Origin of the sequence: Tenacibaculum lutimaris, assembly GCF_003610735.1 — a bacterium.
In the GTDB taxonomy this organism is placed as follows: domain Bacteria; phylum Bacteroidota; class Bacteroidia; order Flavobacteriales; family Flavobacteriaceae; genus Polaribacter; species Polaribacter lutimaris.
The window spans coordinates 456,200-476,027 of sequence record NZ_RAQM01000007.1; the positions used below are offsets into that span (position 1 = coordinate 456,200).

A 19,828-nucleotide genomic window follows, 5' to 3' on the forward strand; every position below is an offset into this window, starting at 1 on the left:
TTAAAAAACTACTTAACGCTAATGTTCTTGCTTATGAGCATGTCAATTTTAGCACAAGAAAAAACAGTCACAGGAACTGTGACAGATCAAACAGGACCTTTGCCTGGTGTAAGTGTGGTAATTAAAGGAACTAACAAAGGAGTGGAAACAGACTTTAATGGTAAGTATATTATTAAAGTAAGTCAAGGAGAAGTACTAGTCTTTAGTTTTGTTGGGCTCAAAACTCAAGAGAAGAAAGTAGGTGCATTATCGGTTGTCAATGTTAAACTAGAAGATGACAGTAGCTTGTTAGATGAAGTAGTAGTTGTAGCATATGGTACTACGACAAGAGAAGCTTTAACAGGAGCAGTAAACACTTTAGGGGTTGAAGAACTTGCAACGCGAAACCTAACTTCTCCAATTGCAGCAATAGAAGGAAGGGCTACAGGTGTTCAATTTACGTCTACTAATGGTCAACCAGGTTCCACTCCAAGTATTGTGATTAGAGGAGTTGGTACCCTAAATGGAAATACAGATCCTTTGTTTATAGTAGATGGGGTGCAGTATGAAGGATCTCTAAATTCTATTAATCAGGAGGATATAGAGTCTCTTACAATATTAAAGGATGCAGCTTCAACATCTCTATACGGAGCTAGAGCTGCAAATGGTGTTGTAATTATTACTACTAAAAGTGGGACTAGAGGAGCTATAAAAGTAAATGCTTCTATACAAGGGGGTATGGTTTCTAGAGCCAATTCATTATACGACCAAGTTACTCCAAGTCAATATTATGAAGTAATGTGGGAAGCTTTAAGGAATACATCAGCTGCTGGTGGTAGCGCAAGTTATGCTTCAGATAATATTTATAGCCAGTTAGGGTATAATCCTTTTAATGTTCCAAATGATCAAATTGTAGGGGTAGATGGAAAAATTAATCCTAATGCTAAATTAATGTATAAAACATTAGATTGGTTTGAATTTATGGAGCGTACAGGATACAGAAAAAATTATAATATTAATGTATCTGGAGGAGGTGAAAAACATAGAGTGTTTTTTTCTACTTCTTATTTAGATGAAGAAGGGTATGTGGTAAAATCTAATTTTGATAGACTTACTACCCGTTTAAATGCAGATTTTGATGTTAATGATAATATTAAGATTGGAGGAAGTGCAAATGTTACTATAACAGAAGCTGTAGGTCCTAGTTCTGCAGGAACAGGAAGTATTGTAAACCCTTTTGGTTTTGCTCAGAATATGGGGTCTATTTATCCAGTTTATGTTAATGATCGAAATGGAAACATCGTAAAAGATCAAGCAGGAAACCCTATTTTTGATAGTGGTAGCGGATTTCCTCAATACAACATAGGTACAAGACCTATTTATCAAGAGCGTCATGCTTTACAAGAGCTTTTATTAAATGATGAAAGAGATAAAGATAACACCTATGGTTTTAGATTTTTTGGAGATTTTAAAATTTTAGAAGGGCTTCGTTTACGATTAGATTATGGTAGGGATATTAATGAAAGCTTAGAAAAAGAATACGAAAATGCTATCATTGGTGATGCTCAAGGAAACCCACCAGTAGATCCAGGAGGGAGATATAGTGAAGAAAGATCTAGGAGAGAAGTGCAAAACTTTACTCAAGTTCTAACATATGCTAAAAGTTTTGGTAATCATAATTTCGATTTAACTTTAGGGCACGAAAGTTACAATAGATTGTATTCTGAAAATAGTGGATTGGCTATATCTCAAACCACTTCAGGTATATATGAGTTTGACAACTTTCCTAGTTTAGTTAGTTTGAATGGATACTCAAGCAGAAAATCAGTTGAAGGTTATTTGTCAAGGTTGAACTATAATTTTGATAGTAAATATTATTTAAGTGCTTCGTTTAGACGTGATGCTTCTTCTGTGTTTTCTCCAGAGTCTAGATGGGGAAACTTTTATTCTGTAGGTGCTTCATGGAATGTTCATAAAGAAAAATTCATGAAAAATTTACCATTTATTAACAGGTTAAAGTTAAGAAGTTCATGGGGGGAAGTAGGAAATGATGATTTGAACGATTTTTTCTTATATCAAGCAAGATTTGGTCTTACCTCAAATGCAACGGATGGTGCGTTTATTTTATCTGATTTAGGAAATTTAAACTTACAATGGGAAACTATTGAAAACTTTAATGCTGCGATAGAGTTTACTATGTTTGATAACTTCTTAGACGGATCAGTAGAGTATTATAAGCGCAATTCAACAGATTTATTATATAATGTTCCGATTGCCCCAAGTATCGGTATAAATGTTCAACCAGATAATATTGGGGATATGTATAACTCAGGATGGGAAGTAGCTTTAACAGGACATTTATTTAAAAGGAAGGATTTTAAATGGGATTTAACTTTACAAGGATCTACATTTAAAAATGAAATTACGTTCATACCTTCTCCATTTATTAATGGATCTAAGAGGTGGGTAGAAGGAAGATCAAGATTTGATTTTTTCTTATATAGAACAGCAGGTGTAGACCCTAATAATGGAGATCAATTGTATTATATGTATGAACAAGATGAAAATGGAGAAACTGTTCCTGTTTTAGATGTAAATGGAAACCATGAAACAACAAATGATTGGGAAGAAACTGAAAGAGCTTATACAGGAGACTCTTCTATACCAGATTTACTAGGTTCAATATACAATAGTTTAAGCTATAAAGGAATTACTTTAGATTTCTTAATCAACTACGGAATAGGAGGAAGCATTTTAGATAATGGATATTCATCTATGATGCATAGCGGACGTTATGGGCGTTCTATGCATCCAGATATTTTAAGAGCTTGGAGGCAACCAGGAGATATAACAGATGTTCCAAGATTAGAAAATGGTAGTACAACTTTAGTTACAGGTAATTCAGACAGGTTTTTAACAGATGCATCATTTTGGGCTCTAAAGAATGTTAGTCTTGGTTATGAATTTGATAAAGAGTTGTTAAATAAATATGGTGTAGATAATTTAAAATTATCGTTAACAGGAGAGAACTTATACTTAAAAAGTAAAAGGAAAGGTTTAGATCCTCAATACAATTTTGCAGGTACACAGTCAGGTAATGATTTTAGCCCAGCTAGAACAGTTTCTCTAGGTTTAAGTATATCATTTTAAATAGAAAAAAGTACAAATTATGTTAGATAAAATAAAAATATTACTAGTTGTAGTTTTATTTTCAATCTTCATTTCGTGTAATGAAGACTTTCTTGAAACTACACCAACTGACGCAGTTACTCCTACAATAGCTTTGTCGTCCGCAGAAGATATGCAAAAAGTTCTGAATGGAATTCATAGAACTTTATATGCACAATTACAAACAGTTATTCCAGGAGGAAGCTCTAATAGATCAGGGAATCACTACTGGATTCCATTAGGAGATAACTTAGCAGGTCATTTAATTCATTCAGCAGATGCTGATAATTTAGGATGGAGAACAGAAATGCAATGGAATTCTCATACAGTTCCTACTTCATTGACAAATGAGTTATTATGGTATCATAGGTATAATACCATCTTACATGCAAACCTTATTATAGGAAAGATTAATGAAGGAACTTTGCCTGTAACTTCAGACCTAAAAGCTATAGAAGGACAAGCATATGCCTATAGGGCTTATGCTCTATTGTCACTTGTTCAACATTATGCTAAAGGTTATTTGATAGGAAATCCAACAACAGATGCAGGAGTACCTATAATATTAACACCTCAAGCTACTGGTCCTAGAGCTACAGTTGAAGAGGTGTATAAACAAATAGGGGATGACCTTGATGCTGCAATATCGGCTTTTTCAAATGCAACACCGAGGTTAACAGGAGATCCTAAGTATAAATCTCAATTAAATATTAATGTAGCTCATGGCTTAAAAGCAAGATGGGCTTTGTCAAAAGGAGAGTGGAAAACAGCAGCAGATGAGGCTGTCTTAGCTAGACAAGGTTTTCCTTTAATGAATGAGGCTGATTGGAAGTTAGGATTTAATACAAATGATTTACCAGAAGTTATTTGGGGGAGTAATGTAGTAGATACAGAAACAACATTTTTCCGATCTTATTTTTACTTAGCTAGTAATACTTTTAATGGAGCCCAAATTAGAAGTAATCCAAAAATTGCTGATAAAAGATTAATTGATGCAATTCCTGATACAGATTATAGAAAAGATGTATTTATTATTGATGCACCTAATACAAATTCATCAGCAGCAAACCAGCAAGGAGGTCTTGATGATCAAGGTCAACCTAAAGATCCAAATTATGCGAATGATTTGGCAGGTTATGATGCCAGAAAAGCAGAGTTATATAATGAGTATGGATTAACAACTAGGTTTAACTTACACCCTTACATGCATTTTAAATTAAAAAATAAAAATCCAGGGTCTACTGATCCAGATGATATAATTTATATGCGTACTTCTGAAATGTATTTAATAGAAGCTGAGGCAAAAGCAATGATGGATGATGTAATTGGAGCGCAGAATGCGTTAAGACCTCTTGGGGAAGAACGAGACAGTGCTTATGATGTAACTATTTATAATACTAAAGAGACTTTAATGGAACATATTAAGTTTCAAAGAAAATTAGAGTTATGGGGAGAAGGATTTGGGTATACAGATAAAATTCGTTGGGATGAAGGAATAGATCATGGAGCTAATGGAGGCTCTGGTGCTTCAGCTGTACTTTACCAAGGAGCTTATCAAGTAGAAAAGCCTTCAGTGAATAATGATTGGATTTTTAAAATTCCTCAAAAAGAAATTGATGCGAATCCAAATATTACTCCAAATGATCAAAACTAAAAGTAAGAGGAGTTGTGATTTAGATTTAGAAGCTAATTACATTAAATCTTTGTTTTCATTTAATGTAGTTATTTAAATTAATTAAAAAGCCAAGGAGTCATTAACCTTGGCTTTCTTTTATTTTAAAATAGTTTCCATTTGCTTTTGTAGCTCTTCAGCTTTTCTTGCAGCAACTTTAGCAAAATCATTTCCGTTAGAAGCATAAATAATTCCACGAGAAGAATTAATTAGTAGACCTACAGTATCAGTCATTCCATATTTGCAAACTTCTTCTAGGCTTCCTCCTTGGGCGCCAATACCAGGAACTAATAAAAAGCTTTCAGGAATAACCTTTCTGATGTCAGCTAAATATTCAGCCTTGGTAGCCCCCACAACATACATCAGGTTTTGAGAATTTTTCCAAGATTTAGAAGTTTCAATAACCTGTTTGTATAACTCTTTACCATCAACTGTTTTTGTTTGAAAATCAAAGGCACCTTGGTTAGAAGTTAACGCCAACATAATGGTGTGTTTATCTTCAAAAGCTAAAAAAGGCTCCACAGAATCTTTACCCATATACGGGGCAACAGTTACAGAATCAAAAGCTAAATCCTCAAAAAAGGCTTTTGCATACATAGTTGAGGTGTTACCAATATCGCCACGTTTAGCATCAGCAATGGTGAAAATTTCAGGATGCTTTTTATTTAAGTAGTTAATCGTTTTTTCAAGAGATTTCCAACCTTTAATACTGTATGCTTCATAAAAAGCAGTATTTGGCTTGTAAGCTACACAAAGATGATGCGTTGCATCAATAATAGCTTTGTTAAAGGCAAAGATAGGGTCTTCCTCTTGAAGTAAATGTGCTGGAATTTTGTCTAAATCAACATCTAACCCAATGCATAAAAATGATTTCTTTTTTCGGATTTCAGATACAAGTTGTTGTGTTGTCATGTGTTGTTGTAAAAGTTAGGCAAAAGTACATAAATTTAGCAGTTTCTGTTATCTTTGTTACATATGTTTCAATATATCATTAACAAAATTTTTTACGGGTTCTTAACACTGTTTGGGGTAGTTACTGTAATATTTTTACTATTTAATATCTTACCTGGAGATCCAGCTCGTATGATGTTAGATCAACGAGAAGATACTGAGCAATTACAAAATATCCGAAAGAAATATGGGTTTGATAAACCTGTGTTTACACAATACTTATATTATTTAAATGATGTATCACCATTATCGTTCCATAGTAAAAACAAAGAGAATTATACTTTTTTATCTGAAGGAAAATACAACGCTCAATCCTTATTCTCTATAGGGAATACTGAAGTAGTAATAAAAACTCCGTATTTGCGTCAATCTTTCCAAAAAAATGGTAAAAATGTTTCTGAAGTAATTAAAGAAACCTTACCAAATACTACAATTTTAGCTATTGTAGCCATAACAATAGCACTGTTTTTAGGGATCATATTAGGAATTTTTTCAGCCTTATTTAAGGATACTTTTTTTGACAGATTCATAGCTGTCATAAGTACTTTAGGAATGAGTGTCCCCTCATTTTTCTCAGCTATATTGTTTGCTTGGTTTTTTGGGTTTGTGTTAAATAAATATACAAATTTAGAAATGACGGGAAGTTTATATGAAGTTGATAATTTTGGTGAAGGAATGCATATTCAATGGAAGAATTTAATATTACCAGCAATAGTGTTGGGAATTCGCCCGTTAGCGGTAGTAATACAGTTAATGCGTAATTCATTGTTAGAAACCTTAAGTCAAGATTATATTCGAACAGCAAAAGCAAAAGGACTAACAATGTATCAAGTAATAAAAAAACATGCATTGAAAAACTCATTAAACCCAGTAATAACAGCAATATCAGGATGGTTTGCTTCGATGCTGGCTGGAGCAGTTTTTGTAGAGTATATTTTTAACTGGAACGGATTAGGGAAAGAAATAGTAAACTCGCTAAATACACTCGATTTACCTGTAATTATGGGAGCTGTTTTAGTAGTTGCTACATTATTTATAATCATAAATATTTTAGTAGATATATTATATAGTTGGTTAGACCCTCGAATAAGATTACAATAGATGAGAACATTTTTTTTACTGATTACCATAGTTTTTTTATCAAGTTGTGCTGTATTTCAACCAAAAGAATTTACGTTGAAACCTCTAAATGAAGAATTACTGACTTTAGATAGAAAACCAATTTTATTCAAAGAAGTTTTAGAGAAAAATAAAGGCAAAAAGATATTTGTACAAATATTTGCAACTTACTGTCCTTACAGTCAACGTAGTTTTAAAGATGTACTCAATTTTCAGAAGAAAAATCCAGAGCTTTCGTATATTTTTCTATCAGTAGATCATTCATATCATGATTGGAAAAGAGGTTTAGAAAGTATTCCTGTAGAAGGTCAACACTATTACATTCAAAAAAAAGGAAAAGGAGCGCTTGGCGAGTTTTTAAAATTAAAAACGATTCCGAGATTTTTAGTGATTGATGAAGGTAGAAATATTAAAGTATTTAAGTCATCGAAGGTGTCGGATAAATTAATTCGTTAAAGCCTAGAAATAATGTAATTTTGCAAACAGAAAATCAATAACCAGAAAAATAGAATAAACGTGAGACAAAAAATAGTTGCAGGTAACTGGAAGATGAATAAAAACCTTGATGAAGCAAAAGAATTAATCAAGGGAATAAAGAAAGAAGTACAAGCTGGTTTAGAAGATGGTACTAGAGTAATAATTGCCCCTTGTTTTGTAAACCTGCACTATGCAGCTAAAAAGACAAAAAAATCTACTATAGAAGTTGCTGCTCAAAATATGCACCAAGCAAATAGTGGTGCTTATACAGGAGAGGTTTCTGCAGATATGTTAACGAATTTAGGAGTTAACATAGTAATTTTAGGACACTCTGAACGTAGAGAATATTTTGGTGAAACTGATGAGTTATTAGCTCAAAAGGTAGATGCTGCTTTAGAAAACAAATTAGAAGTTGTTTTTTGTTTTGGAGAATTGTTAGAAGATAGAAAGTCTGGAAATCACTTTAAAGTAGTTGAAAACCAACTTAAAAAAGCGTTGTTTCATCTTCAAGAAGCTGATTTTAAAAATATTATTTTAGCGTACGAACCAGTTTGGGCAATTGGTACAGGAGAAACAGCTTCGCCTGAGCAAGCGCAAGAAATACATGCTTTTGTAAGAGAGCTTTTAACAAAAAAGTATGGAGTAGAAACAGCCAATGCTATTTCAATTTTATACGGAGGAAGTGTAAAGCCTGCAAATGCTAAAGAAATTTTTTCTAAGCCAGATGTAGATGGAGGTTTAATAGGTGGAGCAGCATTAAAAGCTGAAGATTTTGCAGCAATAATTAAATCAATTTAATGGATAATATTTATATAGAATATACTTTTGAAGTAACACCAAAAGAACCAACTACAGAAATTTTAATAGCTGAATTGGGGTCTTTAGGGTTTGAAAGTTTTGTTGAAAACGAAAAAGGGGTAGTAGCGTATATTCAAAAAGATGATTGGAGCGAAACTATTTTAGAAGATGTTTTTGTGTTGAAATCAGAAGAGTTTTCAATTCAATACGAGCATAAAGAAATAGAACAAACTAATTGGAATGCGGAATGGGAAAAGAATTTCAATCCTATTCAGGTAGATGATTTGGTAAGTATTAGAGCGCCATTTCATGAAAATCCGAATTTATCATACGATATCGTTATCGAGCCAAAAATGAGTTTTGGTACTGGGCACCATGAAACTACACACATGATGGTACAGCATTTAATTAGTTTAGATGTTGAAGGTAAGAAAGTGCTAGATATGGGCTGTGGAACAGGAATTTTAGCAATTTTTGCTGAAATGAAAGGAGCACACCCTATTGATGCAATTGATATAGATCCTTGGTGCTATGAAAACTCGTTAGAGAATGTAGAAAGAAATAACTGTAAACACATTTCGGTATATGAAGGAGAAGCTGCGTTATTAGAAGGTAAAAATTACGATGTAATTATTGCAAATATTAATCGTAATATTTTATTAAACGATATGAAAGCATATACAAATTGTTTAAATGAAGAAGGAGTTTTATTATTAAGTGGATTTTATAGCGAAGATATTCCAGTGATTGATAATGAGGTTTCTAAGTATGGTTTAACATTAAAAAATACCATAAAAAGAAATAATTGGGTAGCTTTGCAGTATCAAAAATAAAACCAATGAGTACGATAGAAAAAATTCAAGAAGAACTTGATGTCTTATTGCAAGGAACAACAGAGCATGAAATTGTTTTGTATAATGATGATGTAAATACCTTTGATTTTGTAATTGATAGTTTGGTTACCGTATGTGATCATACATTAGAGCAAGCAGAGCAGTGTACTATTTTAGTGCATTACAAAGGTAAATGTGCTGTAAAAACAGGAGAGTACAAAGATTTAGAGCCTAGATGTTCTAAACTATTAGAATTAGGTTTATCAGCAGAGATTGTTTAAGAATGGAAAACGTTTTTAGGTATTACGAGTTTTCAGGTTTTTTTATAGATAATTCTGGAACGTTTCAAGAAAATGATATTTGTTTTTCAGAATTAAATGAGCAACATTTTTTAATTTTTGAAAAACAATATAAAGGTACAGAGTTAACTTATAATTTATACGTGTCTAAATTCAACTCAAAAAAAGAAATAGGGCAAAAGCCACCTGAGATACTTGAGCTACTGGTTGATAATTATGACAAATCTATTCCAGAACATAGAATAGTGTTAAGAAAATATTTGTATTAAATGTATTTTAGAAAAACTCAAAAAAACTTTTTTTGAGTTTTTTTTATACGCTTTATGTGACGAGATAAAAAAAAGAGTGTCTTATATAATGTAAGTACAAGAATAGAAAAAGTAAAAGATATTAAAAATAGTAGTAGTTAGTTTTTATACTAAGTTTGGTTAGACGAAAAAGGCCTTGAACTCTTGTTCTTGGTCTTTTTTAATTAAACGTTATTTTTTCTAAAAAGTTACTGAAGGTCTATTATTTCAATGAAAAATAACGTATCTTTAGTAAGCAAAAAATAGAAGCCTATGTAACATCATTTTCTTTATATCCACGAGTATAACCATAGAGGATTTATGCTAAAAGCAACTTGGGCTTGTTGTGGTTAATAACCAAGTTAATTTAAAAAGTATTAATTATAATTTATAAAGGAAATGAAACAAGGAATTTTAAAAGCAGTTTTTATATTATTCATAGGTGTAAACTTAGCATTAACAATAAACAAAGAGCACTCAATAGAACCAAAAAAAGTGGTTGCAACTTTTAATGGGTATGATGAAAATGGATATACCTTTTCGTTTTTAAACGAAGATGATTATGAAGAAGTAATTACTTTCGAAATAGTATCAGAAAAGATATTAAGTGCTTATAATTTAAAAGATAATAAATTTATAGATCAGGAGTTTGAGATTACTTATGACTATCAAATTACAGATAGTGATGATGAAGTTGAAGTTCCTGTATTACAAACAATAAAACTAATAGAATAATTTATGAGTATAGTAGATTTATACGAGTCAAGCAAACATAGAAATAACGTAGCTCATTTTAGTGCCATAGTTAATATAGCTATGGTTGATGGTGATTTAAATGAAAATGAAGAAGCATTAATAAATCGTTTTGCAAGAAAGTTAGATATTACAGAAGCAGAATATGAGGATATAGTAGAAAACTCAAAAAAATATCCAGTAGTACCGCAAGCACAAACGGATGATAGACTTGAGCGATTACTAGATTTGTTTAAAATAATTTATTCAGATCACGAAATAGATGAGCCTGAGCTAAAATTAGTGTTGAAGTATGCTATCCAGCTTGGTTTTTCTCAAGAAAGAGCTGAGGAAATAATTAAGAAAACTACTAAAATATTTAGTGGTAAAATAGATCTTGATCAGTATAAATTGATACTAAACATCTTATAAAAAAGTAAAATCCCATTCTGAATAGAATGGGATTTGTTTTTTAAAGTAATTGTAGATCGTGTAATTTAAAAATAACCAAATCCTCGTCATCTACATCGTCAAAAATTTCTTTATAGGTTATTTCAAATTTTTTGTTTTTAAAGGTTGATGATTTTAAATCAAAATGTTCAAGGTTCTTTTTGTTAATTTGTTCAAAATCGATAATATCACCATTTTCCAATTCAAAAACATAGTAGCCGTTTGTATATCCTTGATACACGCCAACTAAAGTAACTGTTTGTTGTGAGTTGTAATAAGCCATTATTATTAGCGTTTACATCATAAACATTTCGTCGTCTTCTATAAAGGTTTTAAGTTCTAAAGTGTATCCATTTGGGTCTTTTATAAAGAAGGATACATGTTCTCCGTGTTTATCTTTTAAAAACGTTTTTTTTACACTATGATCTGATAACCAATAATTAACTCTATCATACATTTCTTCCCATATATCACTACTTACAATTATGCCAAAATGGAAAGTAGGTAAAGCATGGTTTTCAAACTGGTACTTAGGATAATCGAATTTAAATTGATCAACTAACACAAAAGTAAGCTGATTATTAAAAAGATTAATATCTACCCATTCGTTTGTTGTTCTCCCAACACTAAAACCTAATTCATCAGTGTAAAACTTTATCGTTTCCTCAATACTTAAACAAGGAAGTGACATGTGAAATGTTGGGTTCATAATTTGTTAATTATTCATTATCGAAATTATCAGATACTTCAATTTCATCAAACTCATCATCTCTATTATCATCATCATCATCGTCATCAGAATCATAGTCTTCCATGGTTTGCTGTAATTGAGAACTGATTTTTACCAAAAATAAGGTGTCGTCAGTGCGTACTTCTACAGCTTTTACGGTTTCTCCTTTACTGTTTTTAAAAGAGATAATGTCTGAATGATCGTATCCGTCAGGATACTTTTCTACCAATAAATCCAAGATATCGGTAGTTAACTTTGAGTAGTCTACAATAACTCGTTTCATGTTTTACATGTTTAAAAGATACGCAAAAATTAACGGAGCAACAATAGTTGCATCACTTTCTATAATATATTTTGGAGTATCAATGTCTAATTTACCCCAAGTAATCTTCTCGTTAGGTACTGCACCGGAATAAGAACCATAACTAGTTGTCGAATCAGAGATTTGACAGAAATAGCTCCAGAAAGGAGTGTCTTCTCTTTCTAAATCTTGATATAACATTGGTACTACACAAATAGGGAAGTCTCCAGCAATTCCACCTCCAATTTGGAAGAATCCGATTCCTTTTTCTGAGTTGTCAGTATACCAATCAGCTAAAAAAGTCATGTATTCAATTCCAGACTTCATAGTTGATGCTTTTAATTCTCCTTTTACCACATACGAAGCAAATATGTTACCCATTGTGCTATCTTCCCATCCAGGAACTACAATTGGTAAGTTCTTTTCTGCAGCAGCGTACATCCAAGAGTCTTTTAAATCGATTTCGTAATACTCTTCTAAAACTCCAGATAATAATAATTTGTACATGTATTCGTGTGGAAAATAACGTTCACCGGCTTCTTCTGCATCTTTCCAGATTTTGAAAATATGCTTTTGTAAGCGACGGAAAGCTTCTTCTTCAGGAATACAAGTATCTGTAACACGGTTTAACCCTTTTAATAATAAATCCCACTCATCTTGCGGAGTTAAATCACGATAGTTAGGTACTCTTTTATAGTGAGAGTGTGCAACTAAATTCATGATGTCTTCTTCAAGGTTTGCACCTGTACAAGAAATGATATCAACTTTACTTTGACGAATCATTTCCGCGAAAATTTTACCTAATTCTGCAGTACTCATAGCCCCAGCTAGAGATACTAACATTTTAGATCCTTGCTCTAATTGTGCTTCGTACCCTTTAGCGGCATCTACTAATGCTGCAGCGTTAAAGTGTAAGAAGTATTTTTCTATAAAATTGGTTATAGGTTTGTCCATTTTATTATTTTTTGTGAGTTTATGAAATTGCTTCTGCTATGTTAGAAGGGATGATTTCATAAACTCTTGTGTTTTTTAAATTAGTTTTTCAATAATAACTTGCACCACTTCAAAAAGGATTAAAATAATAATAATCCATTCTAGCATACTGCTATATCTGTGTTGTAGTATATCGTTGAATAAATCTAAATTTTCTTTAATTACGTTTAAACTATTTTCAATTCCTTGATGACGTTTTATAATGTCTAATTCATCTTTTAATTTATAATCTAAATCAGATAAATCTTTGTTATTCCAAGCTACATCTGGCGAGTCAAAAACAAATAGGTTCTCTGCAATGTTGTTTTTTAAATTTAAGGTTTTCCCAATAAATTTTCTCATTTGAACTTTGGAAAGTTTAAAGTTTCCAGTTCTTTCTAATTGCTTCGAGTACACTAATGTTTTATCGTGCAAATCAGATGTTTTGTTTACATAATTCATCAATGCTACTGATTGTGCTAAATTGAGCATGATAGTATGTGCTACATCATCGTTTAATTCTTTAATTTGGATACTTCCAAAATCAACTTCAATTGTATCAGAAAAAGAAATCGCGTACTTTTCTGAAGGTAATTGACTGAGGATTGCTGTTTCTTTTCCAGCTAAAAAATTAACAACTTCATTTATTAAAACATCTTCACAATTAATGAAAACAACACTTCCGTAGTCTTTTACATAAATATACGAGTTGTTTTCAGTTCTATATAGCAAAAAGGAATGCTCTCTTTTTACTAAGTTGAATGATTTAAATTGTTTGCGGACAGTACTGAGTAAAATCCGCTTTTCTAAATGATACGCAATGGTTTCTAAGCGCATTTTAATAATCGTCGTCGTTACTTTTAAACTTTGATAATTTATTAAATGGTGAGCTGTCATCATCGCTGTAATCTTCTTCATCTTCCATGTTAGAAGTGAATTTATAGCTCAACATTTTATAGTATAATTTAGCCGCTAAAAAGTCTGAAGACTTCTCATTTTCGTTAGGACATAATTCTACGATATCAAAACCTACTACGTTTCTTTCAGTAAATACTTTCTTTAAGAACTCTAGTGTTTCATAATAGAATAATCCTCCTGGTTCTGGTGTTCCTGTACTTGGTAATAAAGATGGGTCGATAGCATCTAAATCAAACGTAATAAAAACGTTTCCTGTTAATTGATCAATTACATCATCCATCCAATATTCGTTTACTGCCATGTCATGAGCAAAGAATACCTTTTCCATATTCATAGAAGACTTTTCAGTAATATCCATACTACGAATTCCTACTTGTACCAAGTTGGTAGTTTGACTTGCTTCGTAAACAGCACAAGCGTGGTTACACTTGGTTCCTTCGTATTCTTTACGTAAATCAGCATGTGCATCAATGTGTAATACTGTTAAGTTATTAAAACACTCGTTGAATGCACGGATTGTTCCTATAGAAATTGAATGCTCTCCACCAAAAAGGGTTACAAACTTATTTTTGTTAATGTACTTTTTGGTTGTTTCATGTACTGCTTCAACCATTGTTTCTGGAGAAGTGTTTTCGGTAACAGCAGGAGCTAAATAAACTCCTTCTTTATATACTTCGCTATCAGTTTCTATATCGTATAACTCCATGTTCTCAGAAGCGTTTAAAAACGCTTCTGGACCTTTGTCCGCTCCTTTTTGCCAAGTACTAGTTCCATCATAAGGAACAGGGATTAGTACTACTTTAGCAGTTTCTAATTTTGCGTATTGATCAGGAATACCTGCGTAATTTCTTTTTTCCATTTTTATTAATATTAAACTAGTACCCTAGGATTGATAATAGTTCTTCGCTTTTTTGTTGTTCTTTAAATAATTTAGTGGTGAAATCACCATTTTCGTTTTTATCAATTAACACGTGTTTTGGAGTTGGAATTAAACAGTGTTGTAATCCGCCAAAACCACCAATAGTTTCTTGATAAGCTCCTGTGTTGAAAAAACCTACATATAAAGGAGATTCTTTTTCGTATACAGGTAAATATATAGCATTTACGTGTTGCTCTGAGTTGTAATAATCATCACTATCACAGGTTAATCCACCTAATAACACTCGTTCGTATCTATGATTCCATTTGTTAACAGGAAGCATGATAAAACGTTTATTAATAGCCCAAGAATCAGGTAGAGTGGTGATGAAAGATGAATTAATCATATTCCATTTTTCACGATCATTTTGCCTTTTTTGGTACAAAACTTCGTAAATAGCACCTCCAGCTTCTCCAACAGTAAAACTTCCAAATTCTGTAAAAATGTTTGGAACATCTACTTCAGCTTGTTTACATGCCTCATTAATTTGATTGATGATTTCATCTACCATATACTCATAATCAAATTCAAAAGCCAATGAGTTTTTAATAGGGAAACCTCCTCCTATATTTAAACTATCCAAGGTTGGACATACTTTTTTTAGTTTAATATATACACTTAAACATTTCATTAATTCGTTCCAATAGTAAGCGTTGTCTCTAATTCCTGTATTGATAAAGAAGTGTAACATCTTTAATTCAACTTGAGGGTTGTTAGCGATTTCACGCTCGTAAAAAGATACGATATTTTTGTATCCAATACCTAAACGGCTAGTGTAAAATTCAAACTTTGGTTCTTCTTCCGAAGCTATACGAATTCCTACTTTGAATTTACTTTTAGTTTCGTCTAAAATTAAATCGAGTTCTTCATAATTGTCTATGATAGGAATACAGTTTGTATGTCCACCATCAATTAAACTAACAATATTAGCAATGTATTGATCGCGTTTAAAACCGTTACATAATACATAGGCATCGTCTTTTAATTTTCCTTCTTTTTTTAAGGATTTTACAATGTCAATATCAAAAGCAGAAGATGTTTCGATATGAATATCGTTTTTCAAAGCTTCATCTAGCACATATTTAAAATGAGAACTTTTAGTACAGTAGCTGTAATTGTAGTTTCCTTTGTAATTGTGCTTTTCAATAGCATTATGAAACCAGTTCTTAGCTTTATTTATGTTTTCTGATATTTTTGGCAAATAAGTGAACTTTAATGGCGCACCGTATTGCTTCACTAACTGCATTAAATCAATGTCGTGAAAAAATAAATTGTTGTTTTCTGTGTGAAATTCCTCTTGAGGAAAATCAAACGTTTGTTCTATTAAGTCTTTATATTTAGTATTCATTATTATTTTTAGTTGTATCTGTTTTTTAAGTACAGAAAGATTATTCAAAAAGCAGTTAAGGCATGTGCCAAAACTTTTTTAAATAAATTGTATAACAAGTATCATTGTTGTTTATAACAAGATTGTTAGACCAAAATAATATGAATAGTTAGACTCTTAAAGCTAAGCAATCACCGCACTGTTTATAAAAATTCAGTGGTAGAGAGTATTGAGGAATGGAAGAATCCTTAATTTTTTCGTTGTGTTTCCAAAACACTAAATAACTCTTAATCTTCCCGTAAAAGTTATTACCGAAATAAGTAAAACGTAACATTCGACTTATATAATAAGATGTCGTAAATGTAAACTATTTTTTAATACAACAAACTTTTTTTTATTTTTTTTAAAAAATTAATTTACAGTGGTTTAACTATTGTTTTGTTTCTTTATGAGTTCAATTCCTTTGTATAATATAATTGTGTTAGGCACAGTTATTTCTCTTTTTTCTTCTGGCATGTATAAAAGAACGTAGAAACCTGTAATGTTTTTTACCACACCTTGTAAATCGAAGTCTTTATCAATGATTTTTATGGTGTCACCTATACGCATTGGATGGTAAAAAAATAAGATGATACTAGCTGTTAAGTTTGATAAAATTGACCACTGAGCAAAGAAACCAACTCCCAATACAGCGAGTATTGAAGAAGCAAAAACAATTACTTCTTTAAAATTAATACCAAAAATAATTAATGAAATAAAGAGAGCTAATGTATAATATAAAAAATAGCTTAGGTTTAATATAAGTTTTCTCCTATGAGGTTCAATAGCGTTTTTTACGATATACGATCTAGTAAGTTTTTTGGTAATATAAATCAAAAAAAATAGTGTTGCTACTAAAAGCAAGAACTGAATAAAAGGATTGTAGAAAGACAATTCTAAAAAACGATTTTTCATGATTAAGTTTTTTTAATACAAATATACTTCTGGTTTTGTAAATATAATATCGAAATAAAAAATTATATTTGATAGGTAATCATAATTCTATTTCATTATGAAAAACATCTTAATTCCGTATAATTTTTCTGAAGCAGCTATCAATGCGTTGAATTATACTAAACAGTTATTTAAAGGAGTTGAAGCAACTATTTATTTGTTAGATGTGTATGTAAGTCAACCTTCTGAATTGTTAAGTGATGAAAAAAATGATAAATGGTTTAATGAAATGGATAATGAAATTGAGGATGAGCTAAAATATTTATTAGAGGTTTTAAATAGAGAAGAAAGTTCGTTTACTTACAAAAGTTTGGTAGCATCAAATTCATTAACTAAAGCAGTAACGAAAACAATTGAAGAAAAGAATATTGATGTAGTTGTTACAGGAACCAAAGGGGCTAAAAGTTTAGCAGAAACCTTTATAGGAACCAATACTATGAAGATGATTAATGCTATTGAAAACTGTCCTTTAATCGTAGTTCCAATGAACTATAAATACAAGTCACTAGGTCAAGTTATATTCTCAACAAATTATAAAAGATCGTACGTAAAAAATGAATTACAATTTTTAATTAACCTAAGTCTTGTAAAAAAGTGTGGATTAGAAGTTGTAAATTTATCAGAAGAAAACTTTCTAACAGAAAATCAACAAAGAAATAAAGTGAAATTAAGAGAGTTACTGCAAGATTTAAATGTGACTTATAAAAAGATAGATTGGGAAGGTTCAGAAACAGAAACTATAGAAAAACATATAGATAAAACCCAAAGTGAATTGCTGGTATTGTTAAATCATAAACATAACTTTTTTAATCGTTTGTTAGAAGAAAATGTAATAAAAAAATCGGCATTTCATAGTAAAATACCGATATTAATATTACCAGAAATAGTTTAATCATGAATTTTACAGAAGAATTTTACGAAGGTTTAGCCAATTTGTTTTATGCCGTTTCAATGGCAGATAAAAACATGACCGTAGAAGAGAAAAAGAGTATTGTTAAACGAGTTGAAAAAAACTGGTCTAACTCAAACAAATCTGGTAGCGAACAAGTTTATGAGACTTTGCGAAGTCTTATTAAAGATAAGTCAAGTTCAGAAGAAGCTTATGAGAATTTTAAAAACTACTATTTAACGCATCAAGAAGAGTTTTCTAAAGATGTAATTCACGATTTATTGGTGGCTGCACACGAAATCTCTAATTCTACAGCAGGTAAAAATAAATCAGAACTTATTATTCTTGCTAAATTATATAAGCTGTTTAAACTTGCTTAAAAAAAGAGGATGACGCGATTTATCACCAAACAAAAACACACAAAACATGTAATTCCTGGAAACCCAATTTTTGTTGGAAATCAAAAGGAAGAAAATACAAGAATACGATTAATTGGTTATGATACAGATACAATAGTTGAAGTAGAATTGCAAACTATAAGCGAACTTTCAAATTTTTTAAATAAGTATGAAAAAATATGGATTAATATTGATGGGTTGCACGATGTTAAACTGCTTGGAGAAATAGGAAAACTTTTTACTATTCATACACTTGTTCTTGAAGATATTGCAAATACAGGTCAAAGACCAAAAGTAGATATTGGTGAAGATTACATTTTTACGAGTATTAAAATGATGTTTTTAGATGAAAAAAAACATCGACTAGAAGCGGAACAAATTTCCATGTACTTAACAAAAAATATACTGATTACATTTCAGGAAAAGCAAGGCGATATTTTTGAGCCAGTAAGAGAAAGATTACGCAATAAAAAAGGAAGAGTTCGTAATTATAATATTACCTATTTAAAATATTGTTTGTTGGATTTGATAGTAGACAATTACAATTTCTTAATGGAAACTTTTGGTGAAAAAGTAGAGGATTTAGAAGACAAAATTTTACTAGAACCTAATAAAGATATTTTAGAAGAGATTAATAAAAATAAGATAGAACTTAACTATTTTAGAAAAGCAATACGACCAGCTCGTGAAGCGATAAGTAATTTCAAAGATTTTAAAACGGATCTGATTACTAAAAAAGAACAGCCCTTTTTTAATGATTTACAAGATTTAATTCAACGAAGTTATGATTTGGTTGAAAATTACAAAAATATGTTAAGCGAACAACTTACTGTATATTCAACCAATGTGAACAATCGTTTAAACGATATAATGAAAATACTCACTATTTTTTCGGTTGTTTTTATACCAATAACATTTGTAGCAGGTGTTTATGGAACTAATTTTGAGTATATTCCAGAACTGAAATATCGTTATGGATACTTCACGATGTTAGGTGTTATTTTGCTAATCGTTTTAATAATGTTGGGCTATTTTAAACATAAGAAATGGTTTTAAGGATTGTTTAAGTTTTTGAAAATTAATTTTTTGTACTTTTGTGATGTAAAATGAAAAAAGCATTTGGTAAAATAGCATCTATTTTAATGTCTTTTGTAGTATTGTTGTCTACAATGTCATTTACCGTTAATAGTCACTTTTGTGGTGATATGTTAGTGGGTACAAGCTATTTTGTTAAGGCCGAATCTTGTGGTATGGATATGCAACAAGAAAAAAGGTCTGATGAGTGCTCTGTAATAAAGAAAGATTGCTGTCAAGATGTTGCTTCTGTAGTTGAAGGACAAGATACTCTAAAGCTTACTTCTTTTGACCAATTGTCTTTTGATCACCAAGTTTTTATAGCTTCATTTTACTTTAGCTACATTAATTTATTTGAAGGAATTCACGATAAAGTAATTCCTTTCAAAGATTATACACCTCCACTCGTCGTCAAGGATATTCATGTACTTGATGAGGTATATTTAATATGATTTTTAAACAATAATTAGTTTTCCTTTTGAAAAATTCATTAGGATGATTTGTCGTATTCGATGTTTTTAAAAACATCAATGTTTAATATT

Annotated in this window: 23 protein-coding genes; 14 read left to right on the forward strand and 9 right to left on the reverse strand. The window is 31.0% G+C overall.

The genetic code is table 11. The annotated features are described in order from the left end of the window. Positions 1 to 33: 33 nt before the first annotated feature. Together C8N26_RS05765 and C8N26_RS05770 are read left to right on the forward strand one after the other, a co-directional pair. On the forward strand, positions 34 to 3,129 hold the full coding sequence (locus C8N26_RS05765) for a SusC/RagA family TonB-linked outer membrane protein (RefSeq protein ID WP_245962528.1): 3,096 nt from the start codon (positions 34 to 36) through the stop codon (positions 3,127 to 3,129). A gap of 19 nt (positions 3,130 to 3,148) precedes the next feature. Then, entirely contained in the window at positions 3,149 to 4,801 is a 1,653-nt protein-coding gene (locus tag C8N26_RS05770; protein ID WP_120186436.1) for a RagB/SusD family nutrient uptake outer membrane protein, read from the forward strand. A gap of 117 nt (positions 4,802 to 4,918) precedes the next feature. Here C8N26_RS05770 and pyrF read toward each other — a convergent pair whose 3' ends face one another. Beyond that, positions 4,919 to 5,731 carry an orotidine-5'-phosphate decarboxylase gene (pyrF, locus tag C8N26_RS05775; RefSeq protein ID WP_120186437.1) on the reverse strand — a complete coding sequence of 271 codons (813 nt, stop codon included), beginning with the start codon at positions 5,729 to 5,731 and terminating at the stop codon, positions 4,919 to 4,921. Between the two features lie 63 nt (positions 5,732 to 5,794). On the opposite strand from pyrF, the gene C8N26_RS05780 reads away from it, so the two are divergent. The 8 genes from C8N26_RS05780 (at position 5,795) to C8N26_RS05815 (ending at position 10,747) form a co-directional block, all read left to right on the forward strand. Then, entirely contained in the window at positions 5,795 to 6,871 is a 1,077-nt protein-coding gene (locus tag C8N26_RS05780; protein ID WP_120186438.1) for an ABC transporter permease, read from the forward strand. Then, positions 6,872 to 7,345 (forward strand): TlpA family protein disulfide reductase, encoded by a 474-nt coding sequence (locus C8N26_RS05785; protein ID WP_120186439.1) that lies wholly within the window; start codon positions 6,872 to 6,874, stop codon positions 7,343 to 7,345. A gap of 60 nt (positions 7,346 to 7,405) precedes the next feature. Next, positions 7,406 to 8,164, forward strand: a complete 759-nt coding sequence (gene tpiA, locus C8N26_RS05790) for a triose-phosphate isomerase (RefSeq protein WP_120186440.1) — start codon at positions 7,406 to 7,408, stop codon at positions 8,162 to 8,164. Further along, the gene (prmA, locus tag C8N26_RS05795) at positions 8,164 to 8,997 is read left to right on the forward strand and encodes a 50S ribosomal protein L11 methyltransferase (protein ID WP_120186441.1); all 834 of its coding nucleotides are present in this window, start codon (positions 8,164 to 8,166) and stop codon (positions 8,995 to 8,997) included. Before tpiA ends, prmA begins: the two co-directional genes overlap by 1 nt. Positions 8,998 to 9,002: 5 nt before the next feature. Next, complete coding sequence (locus C8N26_RS05800; RefSeq protein ID WP_120186442.1) at positions 9,003 to 9,278, forward strand: ATP-dependent Clp protease adaptor ClpS; 276 nt, start codon at positions 9,003 to 9,005, stop codon at positions 9,276 to 9,278. Between the two features lie 2 nt (positions 9,279 to 9,280). Beyond that, a complete protein-coding gene (locus tag C8N26_RS05805; protein ID WP_028890622.1) occupies positions 9,281 to 9,565 on the forward strand; it encodes a hypothetical protein in 285 nt (94 codons plus the stop codon). A gap of 417 nt (positions 9,566 to 9,982) precedes the next feature. Further along, complete coding sequence (locus C8N26_RS05810; protein WP_120186443.1) at positions 9,983 to 10,318, forward strand: hypothetical protein; 336 nt, start codon at positions 9,983 to 9,985, stop codon at positions 10,316 to 10,318. A 3-nt stretch (positions 10,319 to 10,321) separates the two neighbouring features. After that, positions 10,322 to 10,747, forward strand: coding sequence for a tellurite resistance TerB family protein (locus C8N26_RS05815; protein ID WP_120186444.1), 426 nt, complete (start codon positions 10,322 to 10,324; stop codon positions 10,745 to 10,747). A gap of 40 nt (positions 10,748 to 10,787) precedes the next feature. Here C8N26_RS05815 and C8N26_RS05820 read toward each other — a convergent pair whose 3' ends face one another. From C8N26_RS05820 to C8N26_RS05855, 8 genes are all read right to left on the reverse strand, one after another. Continuing rightward, on the reverse strand, positions 10,788 to 11,048 hold the full coding sequence (locus C8N26_RS05820; protein WP_120186445.1) for a hypothetical protein: 261 nt from the start codon (positions 11,046 to 11,048) through the stop codon (positions 10,788 to 10,790). Between the two features lie 12 nt (positions 11,049 to 11,060). Further along, positions 11,061 to 11,474, reverse strand: a complete 414-nt coding sequence (locus C8N26_RS05825; RefSeq protein ID WP_120186446.1) for a VOC family protein — start codon at positions 11,472 to 11,474, stop codon at positions 11,061 to 11,063. A 10-nt stretch (positions 11,475 to 11,484) separates the two neighbouring features. Beyond that, entirely contained in the window at positions 11,485 to 11,778 is a 294-nt protein-coding gene (locus C8N26_RS05830; protein WP_120186447.1) for a hypothetical protein, read from the reverse strand. A 3-nt stretch (positions 11,779 to 11,781) separates the two neighbouring features. Then, positions 11,782 to 12,750, reverse strand: a complete 969-nt coding sequence (locus C8N26_RS05835; RefSeq protein ID WP_120186448.1) for a deoxyhypusine synthase family protein — start codon at positions 12,748 to 12,750, stop codon at positions 11,782 to 11,784. Between the two features lie 75 nt (positions 12,751 to 12,825). Further along, positions 12,826 to 13,686: an RMD1 family protein gene (locus tag C8N26_RS05840; protein ID WP_120186449.1), complete on the reverse strand. Its 861-nt coding sequence runs from the start codon at positions 13,684 to 13,686 to the stop codon at positions 12,826 to 12,828. After that, entirely contained in the window at positions 13,607 to 14,545 is a 939-nt protein-coding gene (gene speB, locus C8N26_RS05845) for an agmatinase (protein WP_120186450.1), read from the reverse strand. Before speB ends, C8N26_RS05840 begins: the two co-directional genes overlap by 80 nt. Before the next feature lie 16 nt (positions 14,546 to 14,561). Beyond that, the gene (locus C8N26_RS05850) at positions 14,562 to 15,953 is read right to left on the reverse strand and encodes an arginine decarboxylase (RefSeq protein ID WP_120186451.1); all 1,392 of its coding nucleotides are present in this window, start codon (positions 15,951 to 15,953) and stop codon (positions 14,562 to 14,564) included. Between the two features lie 405 nt (positions 15,954 to 16,358). Next, entirely contained in the window at positions 16,359 to 16,886 is a 528-nt protein-coding gene (locus tag C8N26_RS05855; RefSeq protein WP_038005148.1) for a mechanosensitive ion channel domain-containing protein, read from the reverse strand. A gap of 97 nt (positions 16,887 to 16,983) precedes the next feature. Here C8N26_RS05855 and C8N26_RS05860 point away from each other — a divergent pair, with 97 nt between their 5' ends. Genes C8N26_RS05860 through C8N26_RS05875 form a run of 4 tightly spaced genes read left to right on the forward strand, consistent with a single transcriptional unit; the run spans position 16,984 to position 19,738 of the window. Then, positions 16,984 to 17,817 (forward strand): universal stress protein, encoded by an 834-nt coding sequence (locus C8N26_RS05860; RefSeq protein WP_120186452.1) that lies wholly within the window; start codon positions 16,984 to 16,986, stop codon positions 17,815 to 17,817. A 2-nt stretch (positions 17,818 to 17,819) separates the two neighbouring features. Continuing rightward, positions 17,820 to 18,194: a hypothetical protein gene (locus tag C8N26_RS05865; protein WP_120186453.1), complete on the forward strand. Its 375-nt coding sequence runs from the start codon at positions 17,820 to 17,822 to the stop codon at positions 18,192 to 18,194. Positions 18,195 to 18,203: 9 nt separating this feature from the next. Further along, positions 18,204 to 19,268 (forward strand): magnesium/cobalt transporter CorA, encoded by a 1,065-nt coding sequence (corA, locus tag C8N26_RS05870; RefSeq protein WP_120186454.1) that lies wholly within the window; start codon positions 18,204 to 18,206, stop codon positions 19,266 to 19,268. 50 nt (positions 19,269 to 19,318) lie between these two features. Continuing rightward, a complete protein-coding gene (locus C8N26_RS05875) occupies positions 19,319 to 19,738 on the forward strand; it encodes an HYC_CC_PP family protein (RefSeq protein WP_120186455.1) in 420 nt (139 codons plus the stop codon). Positions 19,739 to 19,828: the final 90 nt, after the last annotated feature.